Here is a 23,814-nt window from a genome sequence, read left to right on the forward strand (position 1 = left end):
TAAAAACTTATTCGAAATTCCTCTAAATTATTATTTATCAAATTTCAATTCGGATAAAAATATGACATTATATTAATTAATTCACTATAAAACAAATATTTAAAATATATAAATATGACATTTTTCTGACTTTTTTTACATTACTACTATACATTCATTTCTTTACATAAAAATGAATATATTATTTTATAATTTATATAATTTGAATATTTTTACGTCAGCATATAAAAAATTATAATATAAAAATTCAAGAAATATGAAACTATTATTTAAATCAAGAAATAATCATAAAAACAAAATGGAAAATGAAGAACGAACTTCGGAGATAAAAAATAGTTTTCCGGAGAAAAGTCATAAACATTCTACACCGGAAAATACATTAAAAAAATATAACTCTTTACAAGAAGAAAAAAACATTCTGTTAAAAGAGAACGAAAAATTAATATCAGAAAATAGAAGGAAAGAAGGAATCGCAGAAATAGCTCAATTTTTATTCGAATATCATATATATACCTTAAATACCCTGCAATCAAATTTTGCTGAAGAACAGGGAAAAAACATTTCTAAACAATTAAAAAAAGATTTACAATCCAAAATATTGAAGATTCTTTTAAAACTTGATCACAATTTTACGGAACAAATCCGCAAACAATACCCTACTCTTTCTCAAAATAACTTGGTCTTGGCTTTACTTTTAAAATTAAATTGTAAGATCGACCATATTGCTTTTATTTATTCAGCGACTCCGGCCACCATCCGGAAGAGAAAATCCCGCTTAGCAAAGTTATTTTGTCCTCAAAATCCTAAAAATTTATATGAATTTTTGACCTCATTCTAATTCACTTTACTCTCTATTTTCATGCTCATAATAAAAATCCACTTGTAAGTGCTGACTTTTATAAGCCTGGACAGCCAACTGATCGCAACGTTCGTTCTCGGGAATTTCTGCATGCCCTTTCACCCAAATAAAACGAATATGATGTTTACGATATACCGCTAAAAAACGCTGCCATAAGTCCGGATTCTTTTTCCCCTTAAATCCTTTTTTTTCCCAACCAAATACCCAGCCTTTTTCAACAGCATCTACCACATAACGGGAATCCGAATAAACAGTCACTTCCTCTCCTGCATTTTTCAATGCTTCTAAACCGATAATGACAGCCAATAATTCCATTCGGTTGTTCGTCGTCAACCGGAATCCGGCCATTAATTCCTTACGGTAAGGACCCGCCAATAAAACAACACCCAGTCCTCCCGGACCGGGATTTCCGCTTGCCGCACCATCTGTATATATCGTAATCTGATTTCCCATATTTTTTTATGAATCCTCTTCTTCAAAATAATTTTTCAAAGATAAAGATAAAAATCAAAAAACATTCGGGGATGAGGAAAAGTGCGATTTATGAGCAAAGCTACACCTTTCTGCGTTTGTTTTTAAAGAATTAAAATCGTATCGTCCATTGTATCGAAGGAACAATAGGCATTATACTCAACTGTTTCCATTTATTATCATCATAAAATAAAAGGTAGGGATTGCGACGATTGAAAATATTATACAATCCAATAGTCAATTCCCGAAAATGATGTTTTCCCTGCTTTTGAAAACTATAGCCAATATCCATACGAAAATAATCGGTCATTTGATAGGCATTTACATCTCCCATCAACTCCCGGGAGTAAGCCAGATCCTGCATTTTCTGGGGGACCCATCCTACTAAACCCTGCTCCCAATAAGGAGGTAATACCCCTTTATACATACCTTGAGGAACGGTAAGATAATGTCCGGAAGCATACGCCAAACCCAGATTTAAATATTGTTGCTTCTTTTCTTTCGTTTTTATCAATATCCGGCCAGTCAAATTCAACACATGACGACGGTCAAACCGAAACGGAAACTTCCTTCCTCCATTTATCTCATCGAACTGCCGATCGGTTTTTGACAAAGTATAGGATAAAGCAGCATTCCAATAGGCCCCTCTTTTTTCAGCCCGAGCTTCCATGCCATAACTTTCGCCTTCTCCTTCACACACTTCATCTTCCCAACTGGAATTCTTTACGCCGAATACATTCGATGCATTTTTATAACTAGCCAGATGCTTCATCTTTTTATAATACCCTCCTGCAGAGACATAAAAAAATCCATGATGATAAAAACTTCCCAAATAAATCTGATGCGCTTTTTCAGGAGGCAAAAGCCGATTGGCCGGGACAATCATATCCAACGACCAGCCGACAGGCAACCCCTCCATGATATGCTGGTGTTGAGATAAACAGTCGTAATCCAATTCCAAACCCCATCCTCTTATAAAGTTGACTATCGAACTAAAATGCAAATCCGTAGTAAAAAACTTTTGGCCATCTGTCAGAAAAACCGCTTCCCGTACTCCTAATTTAAGTTGCAGTAATTTATAATTGTATTTTGCCTCCCCAAATAAAGCAAATGTCCCCGCATTCGGCTTATCCCCTATTTTCATTTCCCCCCTTTCTATAGTAGTTTGCACACTTTTTACAGCCGGTTCAAAATACTGATATTTCCCTTCTATACCGGCTTCAATGGCCCATCTTTTTTTAGCATATTGCACCTTTTTTTGAAAAGCAATTTCATATATAGTTGTCCTGATTCGGTCATTTTTCATCAGAAGGTCTTCAGGAAGATCAATATCTCTTTGAGAAGTCCATTTCTGTTCAGCATAAAAATGATTACCATAAATCATCGTTTTCACCCAACAATAATCAGAAACCTGATGCTCCCATCCCAGACGTATCACCTCATTTCCCCAGGAAAGTCGGATAGAATTGGTGATCCATTCACCCTTGGGCCATCGATATTTGAAATAATCATTACTGACATACCCGCTGAGGGTAAAGCTTTTTCTTTCATGCGGATGGTAATACAATTTGAAATACCAATCTGTTACCCAAGGTTTTACATCCCCTTTAAAATCCAAATCAGAATCTAAATTTTCATTCAATATCTTATGCAATGTTTTATGCAATATTTTATATTCTGCTGCCAATAGAGAAACCCGTCCGGCAAACTGAAAAGAAAGCTTTTTATTTATCGGGCCTTCTACACTCGTGCTTAACATATAAGGAGAAAGAGCAAAACTACCTTGATATTTTTGTGTATCCGGTTGTATAGTCGTTATTAGAGATAAGGCCGACAACAAATTTCCGGAAGAAGCAGATAGTCCCCCACTTCTGAACTCCACGTCCCGAACAATATCCGGATGAAAAGAAGAAAAAAGACCGAATAAATGTGTCGCTCCATAGACGGGAACTCCGTCCAACTCTAATCGATTGTTGCCATTATTTCCGCCCCGTATAAAAAAGCCCATTGTGCCCTCTATTCCTTGGGTTACTCCGGGTAAAGTTCCCACATACCGCATCACATCCGGCTCTCCCAATACAGTCACTAAAGAACGAACCTGTACAGGTGTATACTGATACAAACTATTTCTACGAGTCAGATCCCTCCCATATACATTTACATTCTCCAACTGAATCTGTTGTATAGAATCTCTCTCTGTATTATTCTGGGCCATACAGGATTCCGCTTTTAGCAGTAATATGCAGAAAAATAAAAATTTACCTAAATAGAGGCAGCCATTCATTGCGAGTAAAATATTTGTCTGAATAAGCAGCAAATATGCCTATTCCGTTTTCTATATTTGAAAAAATTCTCATCTCATCAAACCAAGTGGTAAAATCATCCTCTTTGTTAAATTGCATCTTTTCAAAACTACTTTTCATATATTTATCATATTCCTCAGAGGCTGTGCGAAAAACAACAATTGAAAGCTCCCCATACAAAGCTTCAATACGAAAATAAACTCCTCCTTTCGGCACCTCCGGTTGGGCAGGAATCCGTAAATAATAATCGTATTTAGGCGTTGCTAAAGGAGCTGAAGGATATTCCGTAAAACTTCCGTTTTGATTAAACTGATCTACCCAAGGATGATCCGTTCCAATAGCTCTTTCCAAAATCGCCTCTTCCGAAGGAGGAGCACCCGGTTGTAGAACTTTATCAACACCTGATTCTGTAAGCACACTTATCCATAAAGGATATTGGGCCGTATATTGCGTAAAATATTTGATGTAATGCTTTAATTCTTTGCTGTCTCGGAAAATATAAGTATTGGCCGGCATTGTAGTCCTAGCCGTCAAGGTGGGTTCGCTGGGAATTTCTACCACTAAGCGATAAGAGGCCCCAGGAGAAGGGGTATATTTAAGCTGACGCAGATCATAAGCCACCCGTTTAAAAGTATCTATTTTATAGCCGTTTACATATAAAGTCGCCCGGGCATTCTCAATCTCCTCATAAATATACTTATCTTTCAAACCGATACTCCTGGTAATGCTCAGTGTTTGCACCGTATCATTTTTCAATATACAATTTACAACAGGGATTCCCCGAACATCCAAATCCATGTTCAGATTTTCCACACAAGCATTCAATAAAAATGCAACACTCAGCAATAATAACTTAAATCTCATATTCCTTATTTAACGAACAATATGAATTACCTCAGAAGTATCCCTTAAAACTTTTTTATTCGTTTCCATCGTAACGACAAAACGTGTAGAAACAGGCAATTCCGGAGGCGTAGAACTAAAACGCAGAAAAATTCCCGGAGAAGCCAAGGGGGAATAATACAACCATTCCCGTATCGTTTTCGGTTTATCTTCAAAACGGTCGAATACCAATCCCTGTGTCAAAGAAGAAGCGATAAAATCCGGCTGATACATGTCTATTTCAAAATAATCATTCAAAGGAGTGCCTGCCGGACAACCGAAAAGTGTTGCATCCAAAGAAGAAATAGTCAGATTACGTACCGCATCCGTACGATATTCCATTAGGATCACCCCTAATGAAGACGGCAGATCTATGCTTCTTGTCTTTTCAGGAGGAAGAATCGTTTTTCCAAAACTTTCTGTAAGCTGATTTTCCAATATAGGCAAATGAGGAGCGGTAAAATCATTCTCCTTATCCTCTGAAAATACCATAAAAATGCTATACAACACCGCATTAAACAACGAATCCCGACTCCGATCTGTAGTATAAACAAGGAGCAAAACCCGGTCGGCCGAATAGACAGAGTCCTTTTGGATATCTGCTCTATAGCCGTCATTATAAATATTTGCTTCATCGTAAGCCTGAACTTGCTCCTTGGTCAGAGTACAACCCAATAAACTATATACATAATTGCATTCCCGGGGATGAAATTCCACAAAATTTCCACTCCTCATCTCATCTTCCGTTTCCTCGCAAGAAAAAAGAAACAGCGCGCAAAACAAAATCAATAAAAATTTTTTTCCCATAGATTTACAATTTTATTTCAGAAACATAAGAACACTATCAACCCTAATCAAATTTATACATAATAAAACGATACTTATTCAAATCAATTCTTTTTAGAAAAACCGATAATCATTGTCTCTCCACTTTCAAAAACATAATCACTTGTCCATTTCTCTAGAAGTGCATAACGTTCATCTTTATATCTTCCATCCCATCCCCAATTCATAATCAAAAAATTTTTATAAGTTGTTGTTTCCCAAGTCTTTCTAGTAGTTGAACTACCCATAAGTATAGGTAAAACTCCACTTACATTAAGAGCACTATCCCGTGTATAACCACCTTCTCCAAACCCTCCATCATCTTTTACGGAATCTTTCTCTACTTGTCCCTGATCAGGTTCCATATATTCATCCAAAAAATTACCTCTTTCATCAGCCAATCCATAGGTATAAATCACCTTATAACGTTTTACCTCATAACCATCTATAATCCAACTATGCCTCTTGGGAGGTTTGGCAGAAGTAGCAACAGCCGTTACGATAACCGGCATTTCATTATTCAGACTATTTATCACCTGATCACTATTATAGTCTTCATAACGACAAGATATATTATTGTCATTCATATACTTAACCAAATTCGAATTCAGTGCTGAAGAACCCTCGGGTGTATAAATTGTTTTTATGGAATGTCCGACATGAGCCATTAAAATATTAACTAAATTGACATTTTGGGTAAAAGGATACCCTTTCTCTAAAGGCATCCAATCCCATGATTTTTCATCCGGATTACTGAATTGGAAGGTATAGGACTGGTCCTGTTCGGAAGAAGCCCAACCTTTACAAGAACCTTGCTTATAAGTGTATTGGGGCACCCCAATTTTATAATGCAAATAGTATAACATCTGCGATCCGGCAACAGCCAAACAACCGGCTGGACACTTAAGGCTCAAGGTCGGAGAATTATCAGGGAGCATACGATTCCAAGGATCATATTGTCCCCAACGGGTGCATGTAAACGGTCCATGTAAAGTAGACCCGATCTCTACTTCTGAAATACTCATTAATTCCCAATGATATTCTCCCGTACGGGTAGAAAAAGCTTCCTCAGCCTTTTTTTGCTTAGCCATCGTTCCTTCTACGTAAGCAGCCACATGTTGCCACAATTCCCCATCTCCTCCAGCCGTTTCGATTTGAGGAATATTTTTCAAAGCAATGATGCGTTTCCCTATACTCTCCAACCAGACGACAATTCCCGGATGCAAAGTATTCACATCTAACTGCCCATCCGCAGCACTGGCCAATACTGCAGTTGTCCGCTTATCCCCTGAAATAATTTTCCAACCTTTATCTTCTTTATAATTCACAATATACATAACAGTATCATTCTCTATTATATAAGGCGTAATCGATTCTACCTCTAAAGTAGAATCAGCAGCATGCAGCAATTCCATATAAGCGTTTACCTCCTGGATTCCCACTTCCACTCCTGATTTTTGTTTGATTTCAAAACCGGAAGTTGTTACAGGATTTACCGCTTCGTCAAAATTCTGCTCATAACAACTCCAAAAAGTAATCAACAACATGATTAACAAATATACTCTTTTTTTCATAGTTTTTTTGTTTTTTACAATTAATTTAAAAATTAAATTTTTTTCTTACAAAATGAAGTAGTTTAATTATTTTATTCTAATTTAAAAATATTTTTTATATTTATCAAATTTTGACTCTGACAATAAAAAGACATTAAATTTATTAATTTACTATAAATAAGGTAATTAAAATATATTAATATGACTTTTTAAAAACTATCTTTCTCTATTATTATCCTATACCAATTTACTTACATAAAAATGAACGTGCTATTTTACATTTGATATAATATCAATACTTTTACTAAAAAGTTAAAAATATTTGAAAATAGTCGTTAGAAATCTATAATATAAAAATTCAGGAATTATGAAATTATCATTCCATATTAAAAATATACCTAAAATCAAAATGGAAAATAAAAAACGGTCTCTTGAAGAAAAGTCTAAAAGTTCCACCTAGGAAAACATCCGGAGACGGGGAAAGGCGTCATTCACATAAAAATGAAGCCAAATAGGGAATCCTTCTTGCAACATTCTCAGAAACAAACGGAATACTTTGTTAACACCTTCCTCCTCTTCTTCAAGCGCTAAAAAATAGAATACAGAACTACAATTAGCTAAAAAGTAGTCCCGTATTCTTCGTCACTTTTATAAAAAAACTATGTCACTTCTATTCCTTCTTTATAAAAGAGGAATAATCGAAGTAAAAACACCGGCAATAATAGCTGAAGTAATAACCCCCGAGATATTAGCACCTAATGCTTCACTTAAAATAAAAGAATCTGCATTTTCTTTGCTTACGATTTTCTGTGCCACTTTTGCAGTAGTAGGCACACAACTGACAGCGGCAATACCGATAACGGGATTATAATTCCCCTTTTTAATAAAATACATAATGTATCCTCCAATAATACCGCCGACACCTGACAACAATAATGCGATAATACTCAAAATCAAGAGTTTTAAAATTTTAGCATCTAATAACAAATGCGCATCGCACAAAACGCCTAATAACAAACCCAGCATAAAAGTAGAACCATACAGTAAAGGCCCACTTATAAAATCATACACATGTTTCATGCTGTCTTTTGATTCCCTGACAGCCACTCCAATAAACAAAGAAAAAAACAAGGGGGATGCTACCGGAAATAAAAAACACAATAAAGCACATAAAATAACGGCAAAAGCCAACTTTACTTTAGAGTCGTAATTTTTAGGAGCCTTTTTAGCCGTCATTTTTATTGCCCGCAAACGCTTAGGTACCAACATTTTTACTAAATAAGGATAACCTCCATAGGTCAACCCTAAATAGAGATAGGCTACCACGGTTATCGGCACAAATAAATGCTTTGCCAACACTAAGGAAGTAAATAAAACCATCGGCCCGTCAGCTCCTCCGACCATAGCAACAGAAGCACTTTCTTCCAAAGTCAACCCCATAGAAGAAGCAATGGGCAATGTCAAAAAAGTACCTAGCTCTGCACATAAAGCTAAAAAAATACTCACAAAAGGACGTTGAAGCAAATATCCGACATCCAATAAAGTTCCTATTCCCATAAAGACGAAACAAGCAATCAACCCATTACTAAAAGTAAGCGTATATACAGGTTGTAAAAAATCAATCTGCATGACATTCATTAATTCGTCCGTATCCGTGATCATAGGATCTAAAAAAAGATTTCCCATTCCTCCCCCAGGCATTATCAAGGTACCACAGTTAATTGCAATCATCCCCAACCCCATCGGTATCATAATCATCGGTTCTAATACCCCTTTTCTGCCCAAATAGATTAAAAGAAATCCAAGCATGATCAACACTACACGGACAGTAGCCAAAAACCAACCGCTGGCTACCATAGTTCCAACCCCCTGAAACAGACTATAAAAATCAATATTTTCCATATTTTATTCTATTAATAAGTCCGAAGCAAAACAGCATTCCCCCTGTAAACTCTTTTAAACACAGGGAATTCGCTTCTCATCAAGCAGTAATTCTTCTACGAGGTTTTAGACTATGGAAAGTTTCGTTTAAAAAGTGGCTTACTTTTCGATGCTTTTCTTTATATATATCATTTTTCGGCATCGCTACAAATCCCGGCACGGTTTTCTCCAATGGCCGAGAGGTTTTCTTCAAACTCAAAATTTCCAGCTGATGCAATTTATAGAAAGCGAACAAATCCGCCCAGTTTGCAATAGCTTTAATAATACCTGCAACAAAAAAACCGATGGCAAACGTCAAGCCCATCATCCCCAATGTAGATAATAATAAATTTAACATGATTATTTTTTTTTAATACAACAATATGATTATATATTCTTCACTTATTTACAAATCCTTTATTCAAAGACGATATACTTATTGTAGTAGGAATAGAAAAAACAGAATATTCCGATCCATTCTGGCTTTCGAGCTACAATAATCAATAGAAAGGAACTCAGTATAAAAATCCGGAGGATACCTATTTTGCCCAATGAATAAGACACAAACAAATATCTCACAGATAATAAATTATTAACTGCACCTTTTTTAAAAAGAAAAGAAAATTTAAATCAGAAGCCGCCTTAGCGTATAGATAAAATATTGATTAGAAGATTTTATAAAACAATATTGAAAATACAAATTCTTTGCATCCCTTGCGACCAAAGGAGTGTCCATTGCAGAAAGGCGCTGAATTACAGCAACAGATTTCAAATTTTTAGGGAAATTAATGCTCCTGGGAGAAGAAGAAATTAGAAGAGGAACATCAGAACTTTTAAAACAGAAAAAATCAAATGAAAAGGAATGAGTCGTAGCCAATGCCTGCTCCTTTTCCAGAGAATTGACAGTACTCTGTTCTATTTCAGAACTTTGTAGCAAAGATTCCTGAAAAAACATCCCCTTTATTCCACTAATACTGAATAAAAAAGCTGTATAAATCAATATGTTGACAATATACCTTTTCATTTTCGCCGCAAAGGTACAACATTATTCACAAATTTGATAGCAAAAAATCACTTTTATATTTTCTAAAAAATTTATGTGTCCTTTGTTTTGAAAACATCCGGGGACGGGGGAAAGCGTCATTTACATAAGAATAAAGCGAAATAGGAAAATATTTCTCATACTATTCTCATAGACAAACGGAATATGTTGTTAACACCATCCCCGAGCCCGGATACTCACTGCTGATCGGCACTCCATTGGATTTGATTAACAGTCCCTTTGTTCCTAATAAAAATTTAATCGTGAACATCAACAGTACATATTATCCATACCGAACACCAATTAACCAAAAGCTCATTAAGAGAGGAAGGGAACGCTTATCATTTTATGGTAAAGTCAGAAAAATCTACCAATAATTTCGTAACAGCAGCCGTATTTAAAGCCCACTGCATTGTATATACTTCATCAGCTCTTGCATCATCTGTCAATTGCATATTTTGAGCTTTTGCTTTTAATGACAACAAACGACCTATGGTTATTTTACTGTTCAGTTTGTCTAACAAAGCCTTCAGAACTGCTGCATCCATATTGCAAATCTGTTGGCCTCCAAAAGGCATTTCAAGCCAAATGATTTCTCTGGATGGTACATCGATCACTCCAAACACAAGCCCTTTGGTTAAGCTCTGTGATACTCGGACCTGATGCTGTACGCATGAAGGATCGTAAGCCACTCCCGTCTTTTCGGAAATCTCCATGGGATATGCCGAATTCATCCAACCCACTACCAGTTCAGGCGAAAGAGTTCCGTTGCTATACGCATTACAAGTGCAAGCCACATATTTTGCACCAGCTTTTGTTAGTTCAGACATATCCAATTCAATGTATTCAGCAGTACCAATCTTGTCGGGAATACTACGAATATCCCCACTATGTTTGGCTCCTGTAGCCACTAAACTATAATACGCACATATTTCTATCCGTTGTTCAAAAGCAATACAGCAGCTTAAATCCATATCCAACGGTTGTGCCGGCAGACCTTTTCCCCATTGCATAAATAACCGGATGGTATTACCTTCAAGCGGGAAACGTGTACCCATTAATGCACAGGAGGTATCCTGAATGGTTTCGTTCCGGTCTCCGATCGACAAAGGAACATTGAACAACATCGGATCAATATACATCGTTTTGCTTTCAGTAGGTATATGGGCAAATCGGTCGGAAATCACTTTCAGGCAAAATTCTTCCACTTTACCAACCATCTCTTTCAATTGCTCATCCGTATATAAAGCCAGCATTTTATTGGCATCAATGGCTCTGACAACGCCACCAAGCGGCTTAACATTCCTTCTTTGATTACGGTCGAAATAGTTCAAAGCATACATATTCAACGTTAACACCAACCGGACTGGCAATTGGTCGGCTACTTCGGAAAATGTAGCCAGCGTTTGATCAGCTCCGAACCAAAGCATATTAGCAAACAAAGAGCGAGCAAATAATCCGGGGCGTTGTTTCAGTAGGCTAAATGTCTTCTCAGCGTCCATCTTCAATTTATTCCGATCCACTTTCCCCTGCCATACTTCGTAAGTCTGGTTATGGAATACATCTATCAATTCTTTCAGGTATTCGAATCCTTTTTTATCAGCATATTCAACCAAACGTAATGCTCGGATAAAACGCACCCACATTGCCCGTTTGGGATGCATCACTTCGCAAGCCTTTGCCGGATCCATATTCAAATGATTGAGCCATCCGGCAACCATTCGACATTGTGAACGATTATACTTCAATTTTAAGGTATTTTTCTGCTTTACACTTGCTTTCAAAGAATAATCCAAAAACTGATTGATATGGGTATTATTTTTCGCAACACGTCTAATGATTGTTTTAGGCTCTATAATTTGTAAGAAACCGGTTTTCTTATACCACAAATAACGTAATATGTCGTTGGGCGTTGAAAAAAGGGATCTGGCCTTCTCCGGCTTTCCCTTTTCTACCAAAACGTCCAAGACCAACATCATCGTCTCCTTCATCGTTATCACAACTTCCGGCAAAGGCAAAGCCTCTATCAATATTTTCAAACTATCCACCTGAGTTGCATCCAAAGCCGTACGCGATTCCAACAAATCTTTAAAAAACCGGTTCAAATCATCCTCAGTCCACAATTCCAATATTTTTAGCTTACTACCTTGTCTGCAATCTCCTATTTTTCCAAACAGGAAAGGGACTCCACAAAAAGGACAACCATTGTATCTTTCTAAAGGAAAGGTGTTTTCCGGAATCCAATGACCACAGGGCAGAAAGATACCCACATTTACATTCCATGCATTGATATAAAAAGTAACGGCATGATCCTCTCGAGATTCACCGGTCGGAATATCCCATCCTTTTACCAATGGAGTCCAGTTTAATTTCATGCCGGTAACTTCATTCAAGAAATCATAAATTTGCAACTTATCACTCGGCGTCACCAAATCTAATACATGGAGTAATTCTTCCGAAACCGTATAACCCAATTTCTTTATATTCATCAAAAAACCGAGCGTATGTTCCGATATGCTTTTATTTGTACATACAATTCGTTCCTTAGGGATATAAACCGCCCTCTGTCGAAGAGACACTTTCAATAAATCAAGGTTCATGACTAAGTTTTTAAAGATTTATTTAATAGGGTAATGAAGAGACTGGCGTTGTATAAATATTGTTGAAGTAAGTCTCTTTTGACCCTTATTTTGCGGAGTAGATTGGATTCGAACCAATAACCTCATCATCATAATATCGTTAGAAGTAAGCCTTTATTGACCTTCAGCAGATAATTTAAAAGCTACTTATAATGCGCTCTATCCTTTGAGCTACTACTCCCCCAATTTCGTCGGGCAGGTCGGAATTGACACGGCGACACAGGAATGAAAAATCCCCGAAGCAAATCCTATTGACCGAATAACCAGTAATTTCGGAATTAACTTTGCTCCGCTAACTGAACAACTGCCCTTCTGTAAGAAGCAGGTAATTACGAAAGCTGTCCCATTAAAAGACAGAAGTAATCTTTACGTCACCTGTTTCTATTTATCTATCAAAGAACATTTCTTGATGCAAAGAAAAGTTAAGGATACGCAATCTTTTTGCGTAATGAAAAACATTATGCTTTTGCTTTAATATTTAATATTGGTTTTACAGTATCCTGTATCAATGCTGTATCCCCAATGGCATTTATAATTATATCCTTATCTTTATAAGCCATCGGCGACTCGTCAAGAGTTGACGGGCAAACAGAAGTAGAATAAATACCTTTCATCTCCTTTTCAAATTCTTCCATTTTCAACGTCTTAAAGGCCTGGCTCCGTGCCAGAATTCTTCCAGCTCCATGCGGAGCCGAACAATTCCAGCCGACATTGCTTTTTCCTTCACAGATCAACAACCCATCCCGCATATTAAAAGGGATCACCATTTTCTCTCCTCTATAGGCCCGGATTGCTCCTTTCCGGATAATCCAATCGCGGGTATCGATAAAATTGTGCATGGAATGAATACTTTCAATAACCTCCACATCACGCAATTCGACAAAAATGTCATGAGCCATTACCCGATGATTAAATTGTGCATACGTCTGAGCAATCACCATATCTACCAAATACTCATACATATCCTCCCCTTGCAAAAAATACTCTTTTTTATTCTCTTCATAACGTGCGTTCAATTCAGCAAGTTTAGCTGGAATATCACTTCTGGGAGTCGTATTTTTGGTGATACACTCAAACTCATCTTGATATTCCTGCGGAAAAAAATTCCGGACTTTCATTTTATTTGCGTGATAATTGCACACTTTCAATCCAAAATTCCGTGAACCGGAATGCAAGGTCAGGTAATGCGCCCCTTCTTGAAGGGATTCTCCGACTTCTATAAAATGATTTCCTCCTCCAAGTGTACCGACCGAATTGTAGAAAACACTCTCTTTAATATCCACTTTTTCACACAATTCAGATATATATCCCCGATCAATACAGATGTCTTCTTTCTGATCTCCGAAACGTTTATTCCATTCACTTTGAAAATGATTCACATTTTGAGTCGCCGATGCCAGATAATCTTCCACCCACCAATGATCGAAATGAGAATCTTTATGTATATCACACCCCATTGGAACGACTTTTCGGATCAGACAATCCACCCGCGGAAGATCCGACGGCCCAAAATGTTTATTCAATTTATAGCTGGTTACCGAACAACCAATATCCACTCCTATATAATTAGGATTTACCGATCTAGTCAGCGGCATCGTAAAACCAATCACAATTCCTTTTCCGGCATGGGTGTCGGGCATAATGCGCACAGGAACTCCCGCGGATATTTCATTATCCAATATTCCGCAAACCAAAGTTATGACTTCTGCTTCTACCTCATTTACAAATATTTTACAATCTGTATTGTATTTTCCACTTAATTCTATCATATTTCTTCTTTTTTGACAATGCAAAGTAAAATAAGGATTACGTAATGTTTCTGCGCAATAAAAATATTTTTTATACCTTTGAAAAAATAATCAGATTTATCTCTATGCCTGTCAACCGTAATGCCTTAATACGTTATAAGACAATCGACAGCTGTTTGCGGAATAAATACCGTAAATGGACCCTCGAAGATTTGATCGATGCCTGTTCGGAAGCCCTTTACGAATACGAAGGAATAGATAAAGGTATCAGCAAACGAACTGTACAAATAGACATCCAAATGATGCGTAGTGAAAAATTGGGTTACAATGCTCCCATTGTCGTTTACGACAACAAATATTACAAATACGAAGATGAAAATTATAGCATTACTAACACTCCTTTATCAAAACAGGATCTGAAAACGATGTCTGAAGCTGTAGAAGTATTGCGCCAATTTAAAGAATTCTCTTATTTTTCAGGGTTGGGTGAAATTGTCAACCGCTTAGAAGACCATATCACTTCAACACGACAAAAAACACTACCAGTCATTGATTTTGAGAAAAATGAAAGCTTGAAAGGATTAGATCATTTGGACACTATTTACAAGGGCATTGTAAACAAACAGGTATTGGAAATAAAATATCGTTCATTTAAAGCCTGTTCAGCAAAAACCTTTCTGTTCCATCCCTATCTTTTAAAAGAATATCGCAATCGTTGGTTTGTATTCGGGAAGAAAAAAAACAATCTGGCCAACCTGGCATTAGACCGGATACACGAAATAGTAATTGCCCCTAAAGAAAAATTCAGTGAGAACAACTTATTCGATCCCGAGATCTTTTTCAATAATCTGATAGGAGTGACCAAAAATATCGGGGAACAAGCTGAAACAATCCGTTTTTGGGTTAATGCACAAAATGTTCCTTATGTAGAAACCAAACCTTTTCACAAAAGCCAGCAAATAATAGAAGAACGTGAAGATGGTTCCAAAATCTTTGAAATCCAAGTAGTCATCAATCCAGAATTACAACAAGAATTTTTGGGCTATGCCGATGCTCTCAAAGTACTTTCACCCCCATCTCTGATTGATTTCATGAGACAGAAATTTAGTTCAGCCAAGGAATTATATTACAGAGAAGAGGTATCTGTGCACACAAGCATCCCGTCCCCGGAACTCTCTCCTGAACAATAATATCAGGATTACTATAACTAAAATCTTCCGTTCAATAGGGAGAAGTTAAAAGTTACAGAATTACGATCTAAACCATTGGAACCAGCTATAAGAACAGGCTTATGAAAAAGAATCACTCCTTGCTAAAGTTCATCTTATATTCCTTACCCTATTTGTCCCCCTGTTTATAAATACAATTTCTGAGGTCTTCAAAAAACGTCCTATGCATCTTCTCTGATCTTTACTTAGCTCCATCTGTAACTTTTACCATTCGTATTTTCAAGCAGTACCTCCCGATTGATTACACAATAAGAATTCATTTCTCATTCAGACACTGCATAAAACTAAAAAACAAAGATTAATATAAAAATCAAGGTATTTTGGGAAAAATACACCGATCTCTAATAATCAAATATTCACAGCAAAATGACCTAATAATACTCAAAAAAGAAGAATTCCGAAATTGTTATCTTTCAAAGACCTATAATATTTGGTAACAGAATCTCTACAATTGTATTATAATCCGGCTCTCGTTTAACACTTTTCTCAAATATAGAAACGGCATAAAAATAAATATATCTTGTATTGGAATTTCCGAATTAATTAACTAAAGAATAAGATATTTTACAATATATTTGTACAAGAAATTTATGTGTCTTATAAAAAAACATATTAACTTGAAAAGAATCGGGCAGACCAAGGTATTACTTCGTCTGTTATTTTTTATACTATCTTCTTTTTGGGTGATATATCCGACAAAGGCAGCTCCCCGTTACAAAATAGCGATTATACATTCTTACGAGAAAAATTACCACGATGCCAAACGATATCGGTCGCTTCTGGAAAAAGAACTGGCAACCCAAGGGTTGAAATTTGAAATCAAAGAATTCTTTTTAAATTGCGACGAATTAAGATATGACGCTGAAATGGCCCGTTCTTCCTTTTTCATTGATGAAATCACAAAATGGGGAGGCGACGCAATCGCCATCTTCAACAATCAGGCCACCTTCTCTCTTTTGAAATGTAACAATCCCAAATTACGTGATATTCCCGTCGTTTTCAGCGGTGTATACCACCCTGATGTGGATTTGATCCGTAGTTACCCCAACGTTACCGGTTATGTTGATATTCCCGATTATGCTGCAACAGTCCGTATGATAGAACGCATCATGAGCAAATCACGCATCATCGTCATGAGTGGCACCGGCATGATTGATAATCAAATGTGGCTGAATTTGGAACAACAATGTCGAAAAGAAGGTATCAAAACATTCGAGGGGGATGTGTTCAAAGATATTTTATTCCACCGTATTATCAAGAATCCTTACGAAGAAGGCAAAACAGAAACCATCAACGAGAAAATTGATACAACTGTCGTAATGCGTTTATTGAGCGAAGAAATGCCTCTTCGTACGATTCAACAGACAGCGAGGGGATCTGAGACTTATCTGATGCTGACATCACGTACTTACAATTCTATGGATGCTCAGGAATTTTTTATCAATCCTTCCTTTGCTACAATTAACGAAGGATTTGGAGCAAACGATAAAATGCTGGGAGGTTATTTTACTCCTCTTGAAACACAATTAAAAGAAATGGCCGAAGGCATAGCGCTGCGTCTTAGAAAAGAAATGCCGAAACAACAAATCACTCCATCTTCCAAACAATATGTTTTAAACTGGAAAGTTCTACAAGCTAATAACATCTCAACCAAAGATTTGCCCGAGGAATACCAGATCATGTATATCCCCTTTTCCGTAAGCCATCGGTATTACTTGCTCGCAGGTTACATATCAGGAGGAGTTTTGTTATTTACCATATTTGCTTTATTGATATACAAAGTTATAGATGAACGCAAACGAAAATTGGAAGCCCTTCGTAATTTACTTTATGAGCATGAAACCTTAAAACTTGCCATCGAAGGGGGGACTACCTATGCTTGGCGCCAGACAGAAGATAAACTCAGTTTTGACTCCCACTTCTATAAATTGATCGCTCATACGGGCCCATTCATTACCCTGGAACAAATTCTTCCTTTTATTTATCCTGATGATCAAGAACCTTTCTCTGTAAACTTTTTGCAAAATAGTCCCACAAAACGTTACAAAGGAGAATACCGTTGTAAATTCAACGGGAAATATCAATGGTGGGAATTTCGCTATAATGTTATTTGCCATGACGAAAAATTACCTGTAGTGACCGGTTTATTGCAAAATATACAGGAATTTAAAGATCGGGAAGAGGAATTAATACAGGCTCGTGAAATTGCAGAGAAGGCTGAGTTAAAACAGTCGTTCCTCAATAATATGAGCCATGAAATACGGACTCCACTGAACGCCATTGCCGGCTTTGCAAACTTACTGACCAATACTCCAGAATTGGAAGAAGAAGATAAACAGAATTATGTCGATATAATCAATACTAACACCGAATTATTGCTAAGATTAATAAACGACATATTGGAATTATCGCGTCTTGATTCGGGTTCTGCAAATTTCAACCTACGGAGAGAAGATGTGCGGACTTTACTCAGTTCTTATTACCAGACCTTCGGGGTACAAGTGAAGCCGGACCTCAAATTCTTGCAGGATTTTCCAAACGAAGATTGTACTGTCTATGTCGATGCCTCACGGCTGCAACAGGTAATCACCAATTTCCTGACAAATGCTAACAAATTTACCCAGACGGGTTATATTAAGCTCGGTTATCGCTACTCAGCCAAGGAACATGCAGTAGGCATTTTTGTGGAAGACACCGGAAAAGGAATTCCTCACAACGAATTAAAAATAATTTTCTCCCGTTTTTACAAACACGATGAATTTGCCCAAGGTACAGGCCTGGGGCTAGCTATTTGCAATAGTATTGCAGAGCAACTACAGGGATACATTGAAGTCGAATCTGAAGAAGGCAAAGGCAGTCGGTTCACAATTGTACTTCCTGTCGCCTAACTATTAAATATTTTCTTAATAGATCTGAAGGGCCTGAAATAAAAAATATTCAAACCACCATCCACGACCATCTTTCTTCACTCACTTTCCAGTATCCGTTATAGCACCATCTCAAACGTGGACGGGCAATATACAATTCAAAGAATGCGTATAGGGAACTCTATAAAATTACCATTTCGCACCTCGGCATGCCCCCTTCTGAAGCGAATGGAATCTTGCTGCAACTGGACGAATCCGTAAACATTTCAAGTGAATAATAATCACCTAAAAAGTAAAGGAATTCCTTTTTTAGAATATTCTGACCGCGTCAGACTATAAAACAATGACGCTACCTCCTCTTTATTCGCTTAGTATCTGAAGCCTCGTAACGAGTATCTCCACAATTTTCTGATGTAGTAAATCAGGATTGATGGGCTTGGCAATATATCCATCAAATCCCGAACTCAGAATTTTTTGTTCGTCTGAAGCAAAAGCGTATGCTGTTACGGCAATTATCGGCACATGAGGGGAGTATTGACGGATACCGTCCTTTGCCCCATATCCATCTAAAATTGGCATATTGATATCCATTAGAATGAGATGTGGGGTATGCACTTTGTAGAGCTCTATAGCTTCTTGTCCATCCCAAGCGTGCAAAATATTGTATTTCTTTTTCAGGATGGCTTCCATAAACTTGAAATTACTGGGATTGTCCTCTGCGACAAGAATTGTGACATCGCTTTTATGCACACGAGTGCGATCGAGCTCGGAAGTCATTTTACAGATTTTCTCCATCTGCCGATATGGAACCGTAAACCAAAAGGTCGATCCTTTACCCACCTCAGATTCTACACCCATCTTACCGCCCATCCGTTGCACAATCGTCTGACAAATAGGTAGCCCCAATCCTGTTCCCTGTACGAAACGGTTGAGCTTGACAAAACGGTTGAAAATGTCTTTCTGTAGTTTTTCAGGAATACCGCAACCGGTATCGAAAACGTAAAACCTGAGCATATTATCAGACTGCAATCTATAGCCGATCGTAATTGAGCCCCCGTCGGTAAATTTGAGCGCGTTAGTCATTAGGTTGGTAATCACCTGATGCAGGCGATTACGGTCAGTGAGAATATTGCATTCAGGCAAACAGTCTTCAAACTGCACCGCTAATCCCTTGGCTTCAGCCCGTAATGACATAGCACGGACAATTTCATCCATCATTTCGTTGACATCCACCGGTGCCTCTACGAATTCCATCGTCCCGGTCTCAATCTTTGACAGATCGAGAATATCGCTGATCAATTGGAGAAGCAAATCGTTATTGTTTTCAATGATTTGAATGTATTCCTCTTTCTCACTTTCCTCATCTACTGTTGCAAGCAGTTTTGAAAAACCCACAATAGCGTTCAGTGGAGTACGGATCTCATGGCTCATATTAGCCAGAAACACGGACTTGAGACGGTTAGATTCCTCAGCCTGTTCCTTCGTGTCAATTAATTCCTGTTCCATCTGCTTGCGTTTGGTAATAATATGCAGGGAACCGACCAAAGTCGACGGAACTCCATTTTCGTCCCGACCTTCCACAGTAGCTTGTACTTCCACCCAGTTGATCTGGGGATCTGAAACATCCAGGCCCACAACCCGGTATTCTTCGTGAATTTTCTGGATATTACCGTTTAGAAGATCATCGACCCTCTGTTGTATCCGCTTCAAATCTTCTTTATGTATTCTTTCGAAACATTCCTTCAAAGGTATCGCAACCCTTACTTTCTCTGGAGTCGTTATCGTACCGCTCAGGTTCACCGGAGGAGCGGCATCCCAATAAACCATTTCTTCACGCATATTCATATGCCAAGGAATAATATTGGCTACACCGAGAACCAATTCTAGCTTACGGCTGGTTTCGACTTGCTGTTGCTGAGCTTTATTGAGTGCTTTAAGAGAACGGATATATTTACGTACAAAGAAAGTGATCAATAATGCCGCCACGGCTATCCCGCCGAACAGTAGCAAGTATTTATTCTGCTGCCAGAAATTCTGCGGACGGCCCAAAAACGTACTACCGACAGGGCAGTCACCTACCGAGAAATTACGTTGCAACAATGACGGGTAGTTGAACGTAGGAATCGATTTTTCGGGAATGTAAAAAGGAATATCGCGCGGCTGTATACCCATGCGAATCTGGTCGAAAGTTTGTTGTAACCGGGCCAGCAATTCTGGCTCATCGTAGATGCAACCTCCGACCATACCGCTATTCTCCATGACGGCTTGCTTGAAAGCGAAGATCGGAATAGGAATATTGGCAATCACGCGGAATGAATAGGTCTCCAGTACAGTCGCACCGCCCACATTCGAGACACAGGACCAGGAAGAAAAAAGAACACCTGTAGTTTTTGTATCGATAGTGTTGAGCCTTGCGAGCAACTCTTCTGTAGTAATGTCAGCTGCCGAGATAAATTCATATTCCAGACCGGGATATTGTTTCGCCATCATGTGCTTCATGTCGTAATGAAGTTGCTGGTTTACGTAACAACCGTCACCGAGCAACAGCACTTTTTTAAGTCCCGGAACCATGCGCTTCAACAATTCGACATTGTCCTGCGGAAACAATCTGCTTTGAAGAAAGGTGAGGTTATATTTGTCAGCCAGCTTCGATATAGGAACGCGTTGCTCTTCAGGAATCGCCGTAGTCTGAAGGCTTGTCGTATCAGGAGACACGAAATCCATTTCAGCAGTTGCGACAATTGGTACGTCACCCCAATGAGCCCGGATATCGTCTTTGAGAATCAATACGGGGTTACCGATCAGCAATACAGCCTTGGGGATTCGCGCCGCATACTTGGCAAAGATATCCCGCTTAACCTTTTGGAATTCTTCCTGATTATCAATCAGTAACGTATTGAGGTGCTCCACATAGACGGCAATTGTATTGTCTGTTGTCAATCGGTTCTGAACCGAATTGATGATGGCATTACTACAAGGAGCATTGGACGAATAAGTATTGATAATTAACAGATAATCGTTTTTAAAACCGGGAGAACTCTCTTGCTGAGCACAAACTATAGTGCCGGATAATAGCCCGGAAAGTAGTATAATACAATTTCTCCAATATATAAAAAAGGCGTGTACACAATACTGTTTCGTCATAAAATTACGGTCCAATGTTGGTGCGTAAAGTTAGATATTTTTAAATGAGTTCGAATAAAAAAGATAAAATTTAACGGATCATAAATGATATTACAGAACTCAACATGGAGGAAGATTCTCTCTTCTGCAAATTTGCAGATAAAGTTCCGAAAACTGTACTATTTATAGGAACATAAAAACTTTAGGGCATCAACCGTCCATTCCCATGAAGCAGTATCAAATTTAGATTACAACTAAATTCTCAATAAATTCTGTTTTCTTCCTTATAAAGATCACAGTAAATGAACATACACACATTTTCCAATTGATCCCCAAAATAGTCATGCAAAAAATAGCTTTTTTAATAAAATAAAAATAGCAATCATTTGGAAATCAAATAATTGCTATTTTGAAATGGAGGTCGGTAGCAGATTTGAACTGCTGTACGCGGTTTTGCAGACCGCTGCCTAACCGCTCGGCCAACCGACCTTGTTGCGATTTTGCGTTGCAAAGATAGGACGTTTTTGTTAAATACCAAAAAAAATGTTTGTGTTATTTCAGAGAAGTAAAAAAAGAATTCCTCAATATATTAGGTATCAAGAATATTACAAAAAAAGCCCTTCTCTATTATTTTTCCAAAGTCACACTTGTACAGCCGATTTTTCCTCCTAAAGGAGGATTCATTTTAGAAATCTTGATACAAGCATAATTTAACTGAGGAAAAGTTTTATAAAAAGCCTCTAAAATACGTTGAGCTACATGCTCCAACAGATGAGAACGCTTCTTCATTTCACAGGCAATAATTTCATAAGCCGCCTGATAACTCAGTGCATCCCGGATATCATCCGTCTGAGCAGCCTGCTCCGCATCATAATGTAAACAAGCATACACAGTAAATTTATTGCCAACAATCTGCTCTGCTTCAAAACAACCGTGATAAGCAAAAAACTCCATTCCCTCTATTTCTATAATACTTTTCATCCCTTTTCTTTTAATAATGCCCGTAATTGCTGTTAAAAATACAGTATTCGAACGAATTCACAAAACATTTATCAGGCTATAAATGAAAAAGGGCCGGAAACCGACCCTTTAACATTTACTAACTACTAACCTAAACCATACAAACTTATGAAAAACAATCTTTTTAAAAGACAGGGCAAAATTAAAGGTTCATTTTTTATTTACAATATGATTACAGTTAAATAAAGTTAATTATATAAATGGAATTCGTCAAATTTTTATTCGGGAACATACAACTTCATAATATTTTTTAATTTCAAACTTATAAAAGCTAAAAAAAGAGATCTTTTATAAAAGATCTCTTTTCGTGGGCGCTGAGGGATTCGAACCCCCGACCCTCTGGGTGTAAACCAGATGCTCTGAACCAACTGAGCTAAGCGCCCGAGCTATCGCTTGATTGCGGTTACAAATGTAATGCTTTTTTATTACCCGCCAAAATATTGAGGAAAAACTTTTAAAAAGGAGAGAGAAGATACCTTTTATTACTTCTCCGCCGTTTTCCCCCTTCTCTATAAAGTCTATCCGAATGAATAGTTTCCCTTTAAACGTCAACAGCATCTAAAAACTAATTTATTGCCTATAAATTAACGATAAATATTTATTCTTGTACTTATTATATTACATTTTAAATATATTTTTCAATTCATTTACAATAAATATTATATTTGTATTTATTTATAGTCTTGAATATTTACTTGAAATTTATTGTTATGAAAAATTTAAAATTAAAAAAAGAAATTATCACTGTTTTAAACAGAAATTCAATGCGTAAACTTTTAGGAGGTCTAGATGATACAGTACAAGAAGACTTAAGGGACACATTAGAAAAATGTGAAACACAACAATGGTGTGAATCCGGTGATTGTATTGCAACCGGAGTTTGTGACGACACACAGAATTGTCCGGAAGACACTTTGGAAGACTGTAATGATACAGATTTTTAATCCGCCTAAAAAGTAATTTTTAGAAATACCATTAACGAATACAAATTTGATATGAAAAAACTCGAACTCAAAAAAGAAGTTATTACAACGCTAAATAGAAAGGCAATGACACAACTATGGGGCGGAAAAGGGGACGAAGGGGATCCAGGGCTTCCTCCCAGCGAAGAGAATTGTTTGTCGATTGATTTTTGCGACATATCTTCAGCTTGTGTATCCATTCTTTGCGGAGATACAGCGATTTGTTCCTCCAATACAGATTGTAATCCCTATTCTTCTGAATGTACTGACGAAGATTAAATTATTGACAATTTCAGTTATACGGATCCCCCATAGAAAATGAAAAGATCTTCTAGGGGGGATTTTTAATTAAAATGGTAACAAAAGAACGA

At 37.4% G+C, this 23,814-nt stretch carries 17 protein-coding genes and 3 tRNA genes; 5 read left to right on the forward strand and 15 right to left on the reverse strand.

All coding sequences use genetic code 11. The features are described from left to right. The first annotated feature begins 256 nt into the window (after window positions 1-256). Window positions 257-838, forward strand: coding sequence for a hypothetical protein (locus HMPREF9449_RS10765; RefSeq protein WP_009137291.1), 582 nt, complete (start codon window positions 257-259; stop codon window positions 836-838). 6 nt (window positions 839-844) lie between these two features. On the opposite strand, the gene rnhA is transcribed toward HMPREF9449_RS10765, so the two are convergent. The 11 genes from rnhA to HMPREF9449_RS10815 all read right to left on the reverse strand — a co-directional run bounded on the left by rnhA (window position 845) and on the right by HMPREF9449_RS10815 (window position 14,263). Further along, window positions 845-1,312, reverse strand: a complete 468-nt coding sequence (gene rnhA, locus HMPREF9449_RS10770) for a ribonuclease HI (protein ID WP_009137292.1) — start codon at window positions 1,310-1,312, stop codon at window positions 845-847. Between the two features lie 130 nt (window positions 1,313-1,442). Beyond that, window positions 1,443-3,545, reverse strand: a complete 2,103-nt coding sequence (locus tag HMPREF9449_RS10775; protein WP_009137293.1) for a TonB-dependent receptor plug domain-containing protein — start codon at window positions 3,543-3,545, stop codon at window positions 1,443-1,445. A 43-nt stretch (window positions 3,546-3,588) separates the two neighbouring features. Beyond that, window positions 3,589-4,497 carry a DUF4249 family protein gene (locus HMPREF9449_RS10780; protein WP_009137294.1) on the reverse strand — a complete coding sequence of 303 codons (909 nt, stop codon included), beginning with the start codon at window positions 4,495-4,497 and terminating at the stop codon, window positions 3,589-3,591. Between the two features lie 9 nt (window positions 4,498-4,506). Continuing rightward, window positions 4,507-5,322, reverse strand: coding sequence for a hypothetical protein (locus tag HMPREF9449_RS10785; protein ID WP_009137295.1), 816 nt, complete (start codon window positions 5,320-5,322; stop codon window positions 4,507-4,509). An 83-nt stretch (window positions 5,323-5,405) separates the two neighbouring features. Next, a complete protein-coding gene (locus HMPREF9449_RS10790; protein WP_009137296.1) occupies window positions 5,406-6,914 on the reverse strand; it encodes a C10 family peptidase in 1,509 nt (502 codons plus the stop codon). 660 nt (window positions 6,915-7,574) lie between these two features. After that, window positions 7,575-8,795 carry a sodium ion-translocating decarboxylase subunit beta gene (locus tag HMPREF9449_RS10795; protein ID WP_009137298.1) on the reverse strand — a complete coding sequence of 407 codons (1,221 nt, stop codon included), beginning with the start codon at window positions 8,793-8,795 and terminating at the stop codon, window positions 7,575-7,577. 79 nt (window positions 8,796-8,874) lie between these two features. Further along, the gene (locus HMPREF9449_RS17030) at window positions 8,875-9,171 is read right to left on the reverse strand and encodes a hypothetical protein (RefSeq protein ID WP_009137299.1); all 297 of its coding nucleotides are present in this window, start codon (window positions 9,169-9,171) and stop codon (window positions 8,875-8,877) included. Window positions 9,172-9,438: 267 nt separating this feature from the next. After that, on the reverse strand, window positions 9,439-9,837 hold the full coding sequence (locus HMPREF9449_RS10805) for a hypothetical protein (RefSeq protein ID WP_009137300.1): 399 nt from the start codon (window positions 9,835-9,837) through the stop codon (window positions 9,439-9,441). Between the two features lie 359 nt (window positions 9,838-10,196). Beyond that, entirely contained in the window at window positions 10,197-12,455 is a 2,259-nt protein-coding gene (locus tag HMPREF9449_RS10810) for a hypothetical protein (protein ID WP_009137301.1), read from the reverse strand. Between the two features lie 93 nt (window positions 12,456-12,548). Then, a tRNA-OTHER gene (locus tag HMPREF9449_RS16600) sits at window positions 12,549-12,675 on the reverse strand. A gap of 277 nt (window positions 12,676-12,952) precedes the next feature. Then, window positions 12,953-14,263, reverse strand: a complete 1,311-nt coding sequence (locus HMPREF9449_RS10815) for an RNA-splicing ligase RtcB (RefSeq protein ID WP_009137302.1) — start codon at window positions 14,261-14,263, stop codon at window positions 12,953-12,955. A gap of 104 nt (window positions 14,264-14,367) precedes the next feature. Here HMPREF9449_RS10815 and HMPREF9449_RS10820 point away from each other — a divergent pair, with 104 nt between their 5' ends. Both HMPREF9449_RS10820 and HMPREF9449_RS10825 read left to right on the forward strand, forming a co-directional pair. Continuing rightward, a complete protein-coding gene (locus tag HMPREF9449_RS10820) occupies window positions 14,368-15,432 on the forward strand; it encodes a helix-turn-helix transcriptional regulator (RefSeq protein ID WP_050810438.1) in 1,065 nt (354 codons plus the stop codon). Between the two features lie 656 nt (window positions 15,433-16,088). Beyond that, window positions 16,089-18,359: a sensor histidine kinase gene (locus HMPREF9449_RS10825; RefSeq protein WP_232211416.1), complete on the forward strand. Its 2,271-nt coding sequence runs from the start codon at window positions 16,089-16,091 to the stop codon at window positions 18,357-18,359. 339 nt (window positions 18,360-18,698) lie between these two features. Here the strand turns inward: HMPREF9449_RS10825 and HMPREF9449_RS10830 are convergent, their stop codons facing one another. The 4 genes from HMPREF9449_RS10830 to HMPREF9449_RS10845 form a co-directional block, all read right to left on the reverse strand. Continuing rightward, window positions 18,699-21,482 (reverse strand): ATP-binding protein, encoded by a 2,784-nt coding sequence (locus HMPREF9449_RS10830; protein ID WP_009137305.1) that lies wholly within the window; start codon window positions 21,480-21,482, stop codon window positions 18,699-18,701. A gap of 394 nt (window positions 21,483-21,876) precedes the next feature. Then, window positions 21,877-21,950 (reverse strand) — tRNA-Cys (locus tag HMPREF9449_RS10835). 138 nt (window positions 21,951-22,088) lie between these two features. Then, entirely contained in the window at window positions 22,089-22,442 is a 354-nt protein-coding gene (gene folB, locus HMPREF9449_RS10840; RefSeq protein ID WP_009137306.1) for a dihydroneopterin aldolase, read from the reverse strand. A 347-nt stretch (window positions 22,443-22,789) separates the two neighbouring features. Next, window positions 22,790-22,864, reverse strand: a tRNA-Val gene (locus HMPREF9449_RS10845). A gap of 327 nt (window positions 22,865-23,191) precedes the next feature. Here HMPREF9449_RS10845 and HMPREF9449_RS10850 point away from each other — a divergent pair. Together HMPREF9449_RS10850 and HMPREF9449_RS10855 are read left to right on the forward strand one after the other, a co-directional pair. Next, window positions 23,192-23,425: a hypothetical protein gene (locus HMPREF9449_RS10850; RefSeq protein WP_040611368.1), complete on the forward strand. Its 234-nt coding sequence runs from the start codon at window positions 23,192-23,194 to the stop codon at window positions 23,423-23,425. Window positions 23,426-23,530: 105 nt separating this feature from the next. Further along, complete coding sequence (locus tag HMPREF9449_RS10855) at window positions 23,531-23,722, forward strand: hypothetical protein (RefSeq protein ID WP_147640065.1); 192 nt, start codon at window positions 23,531-23,533, stop codon at window positions 23,720-23,722. The last annotated feature ends 92 nt before the right edge of the window (window positions 23,723-23,814 follow it).

It is taken from the genome of Odoribacter laneus YIT 12061 (assembly GCF_000243215.1).
GTDB lineage: Bacteria > Bacteroidota > Bacteroidia > Bacteroidales > Marinifilaceae > Culturomica > Culturomica lanea.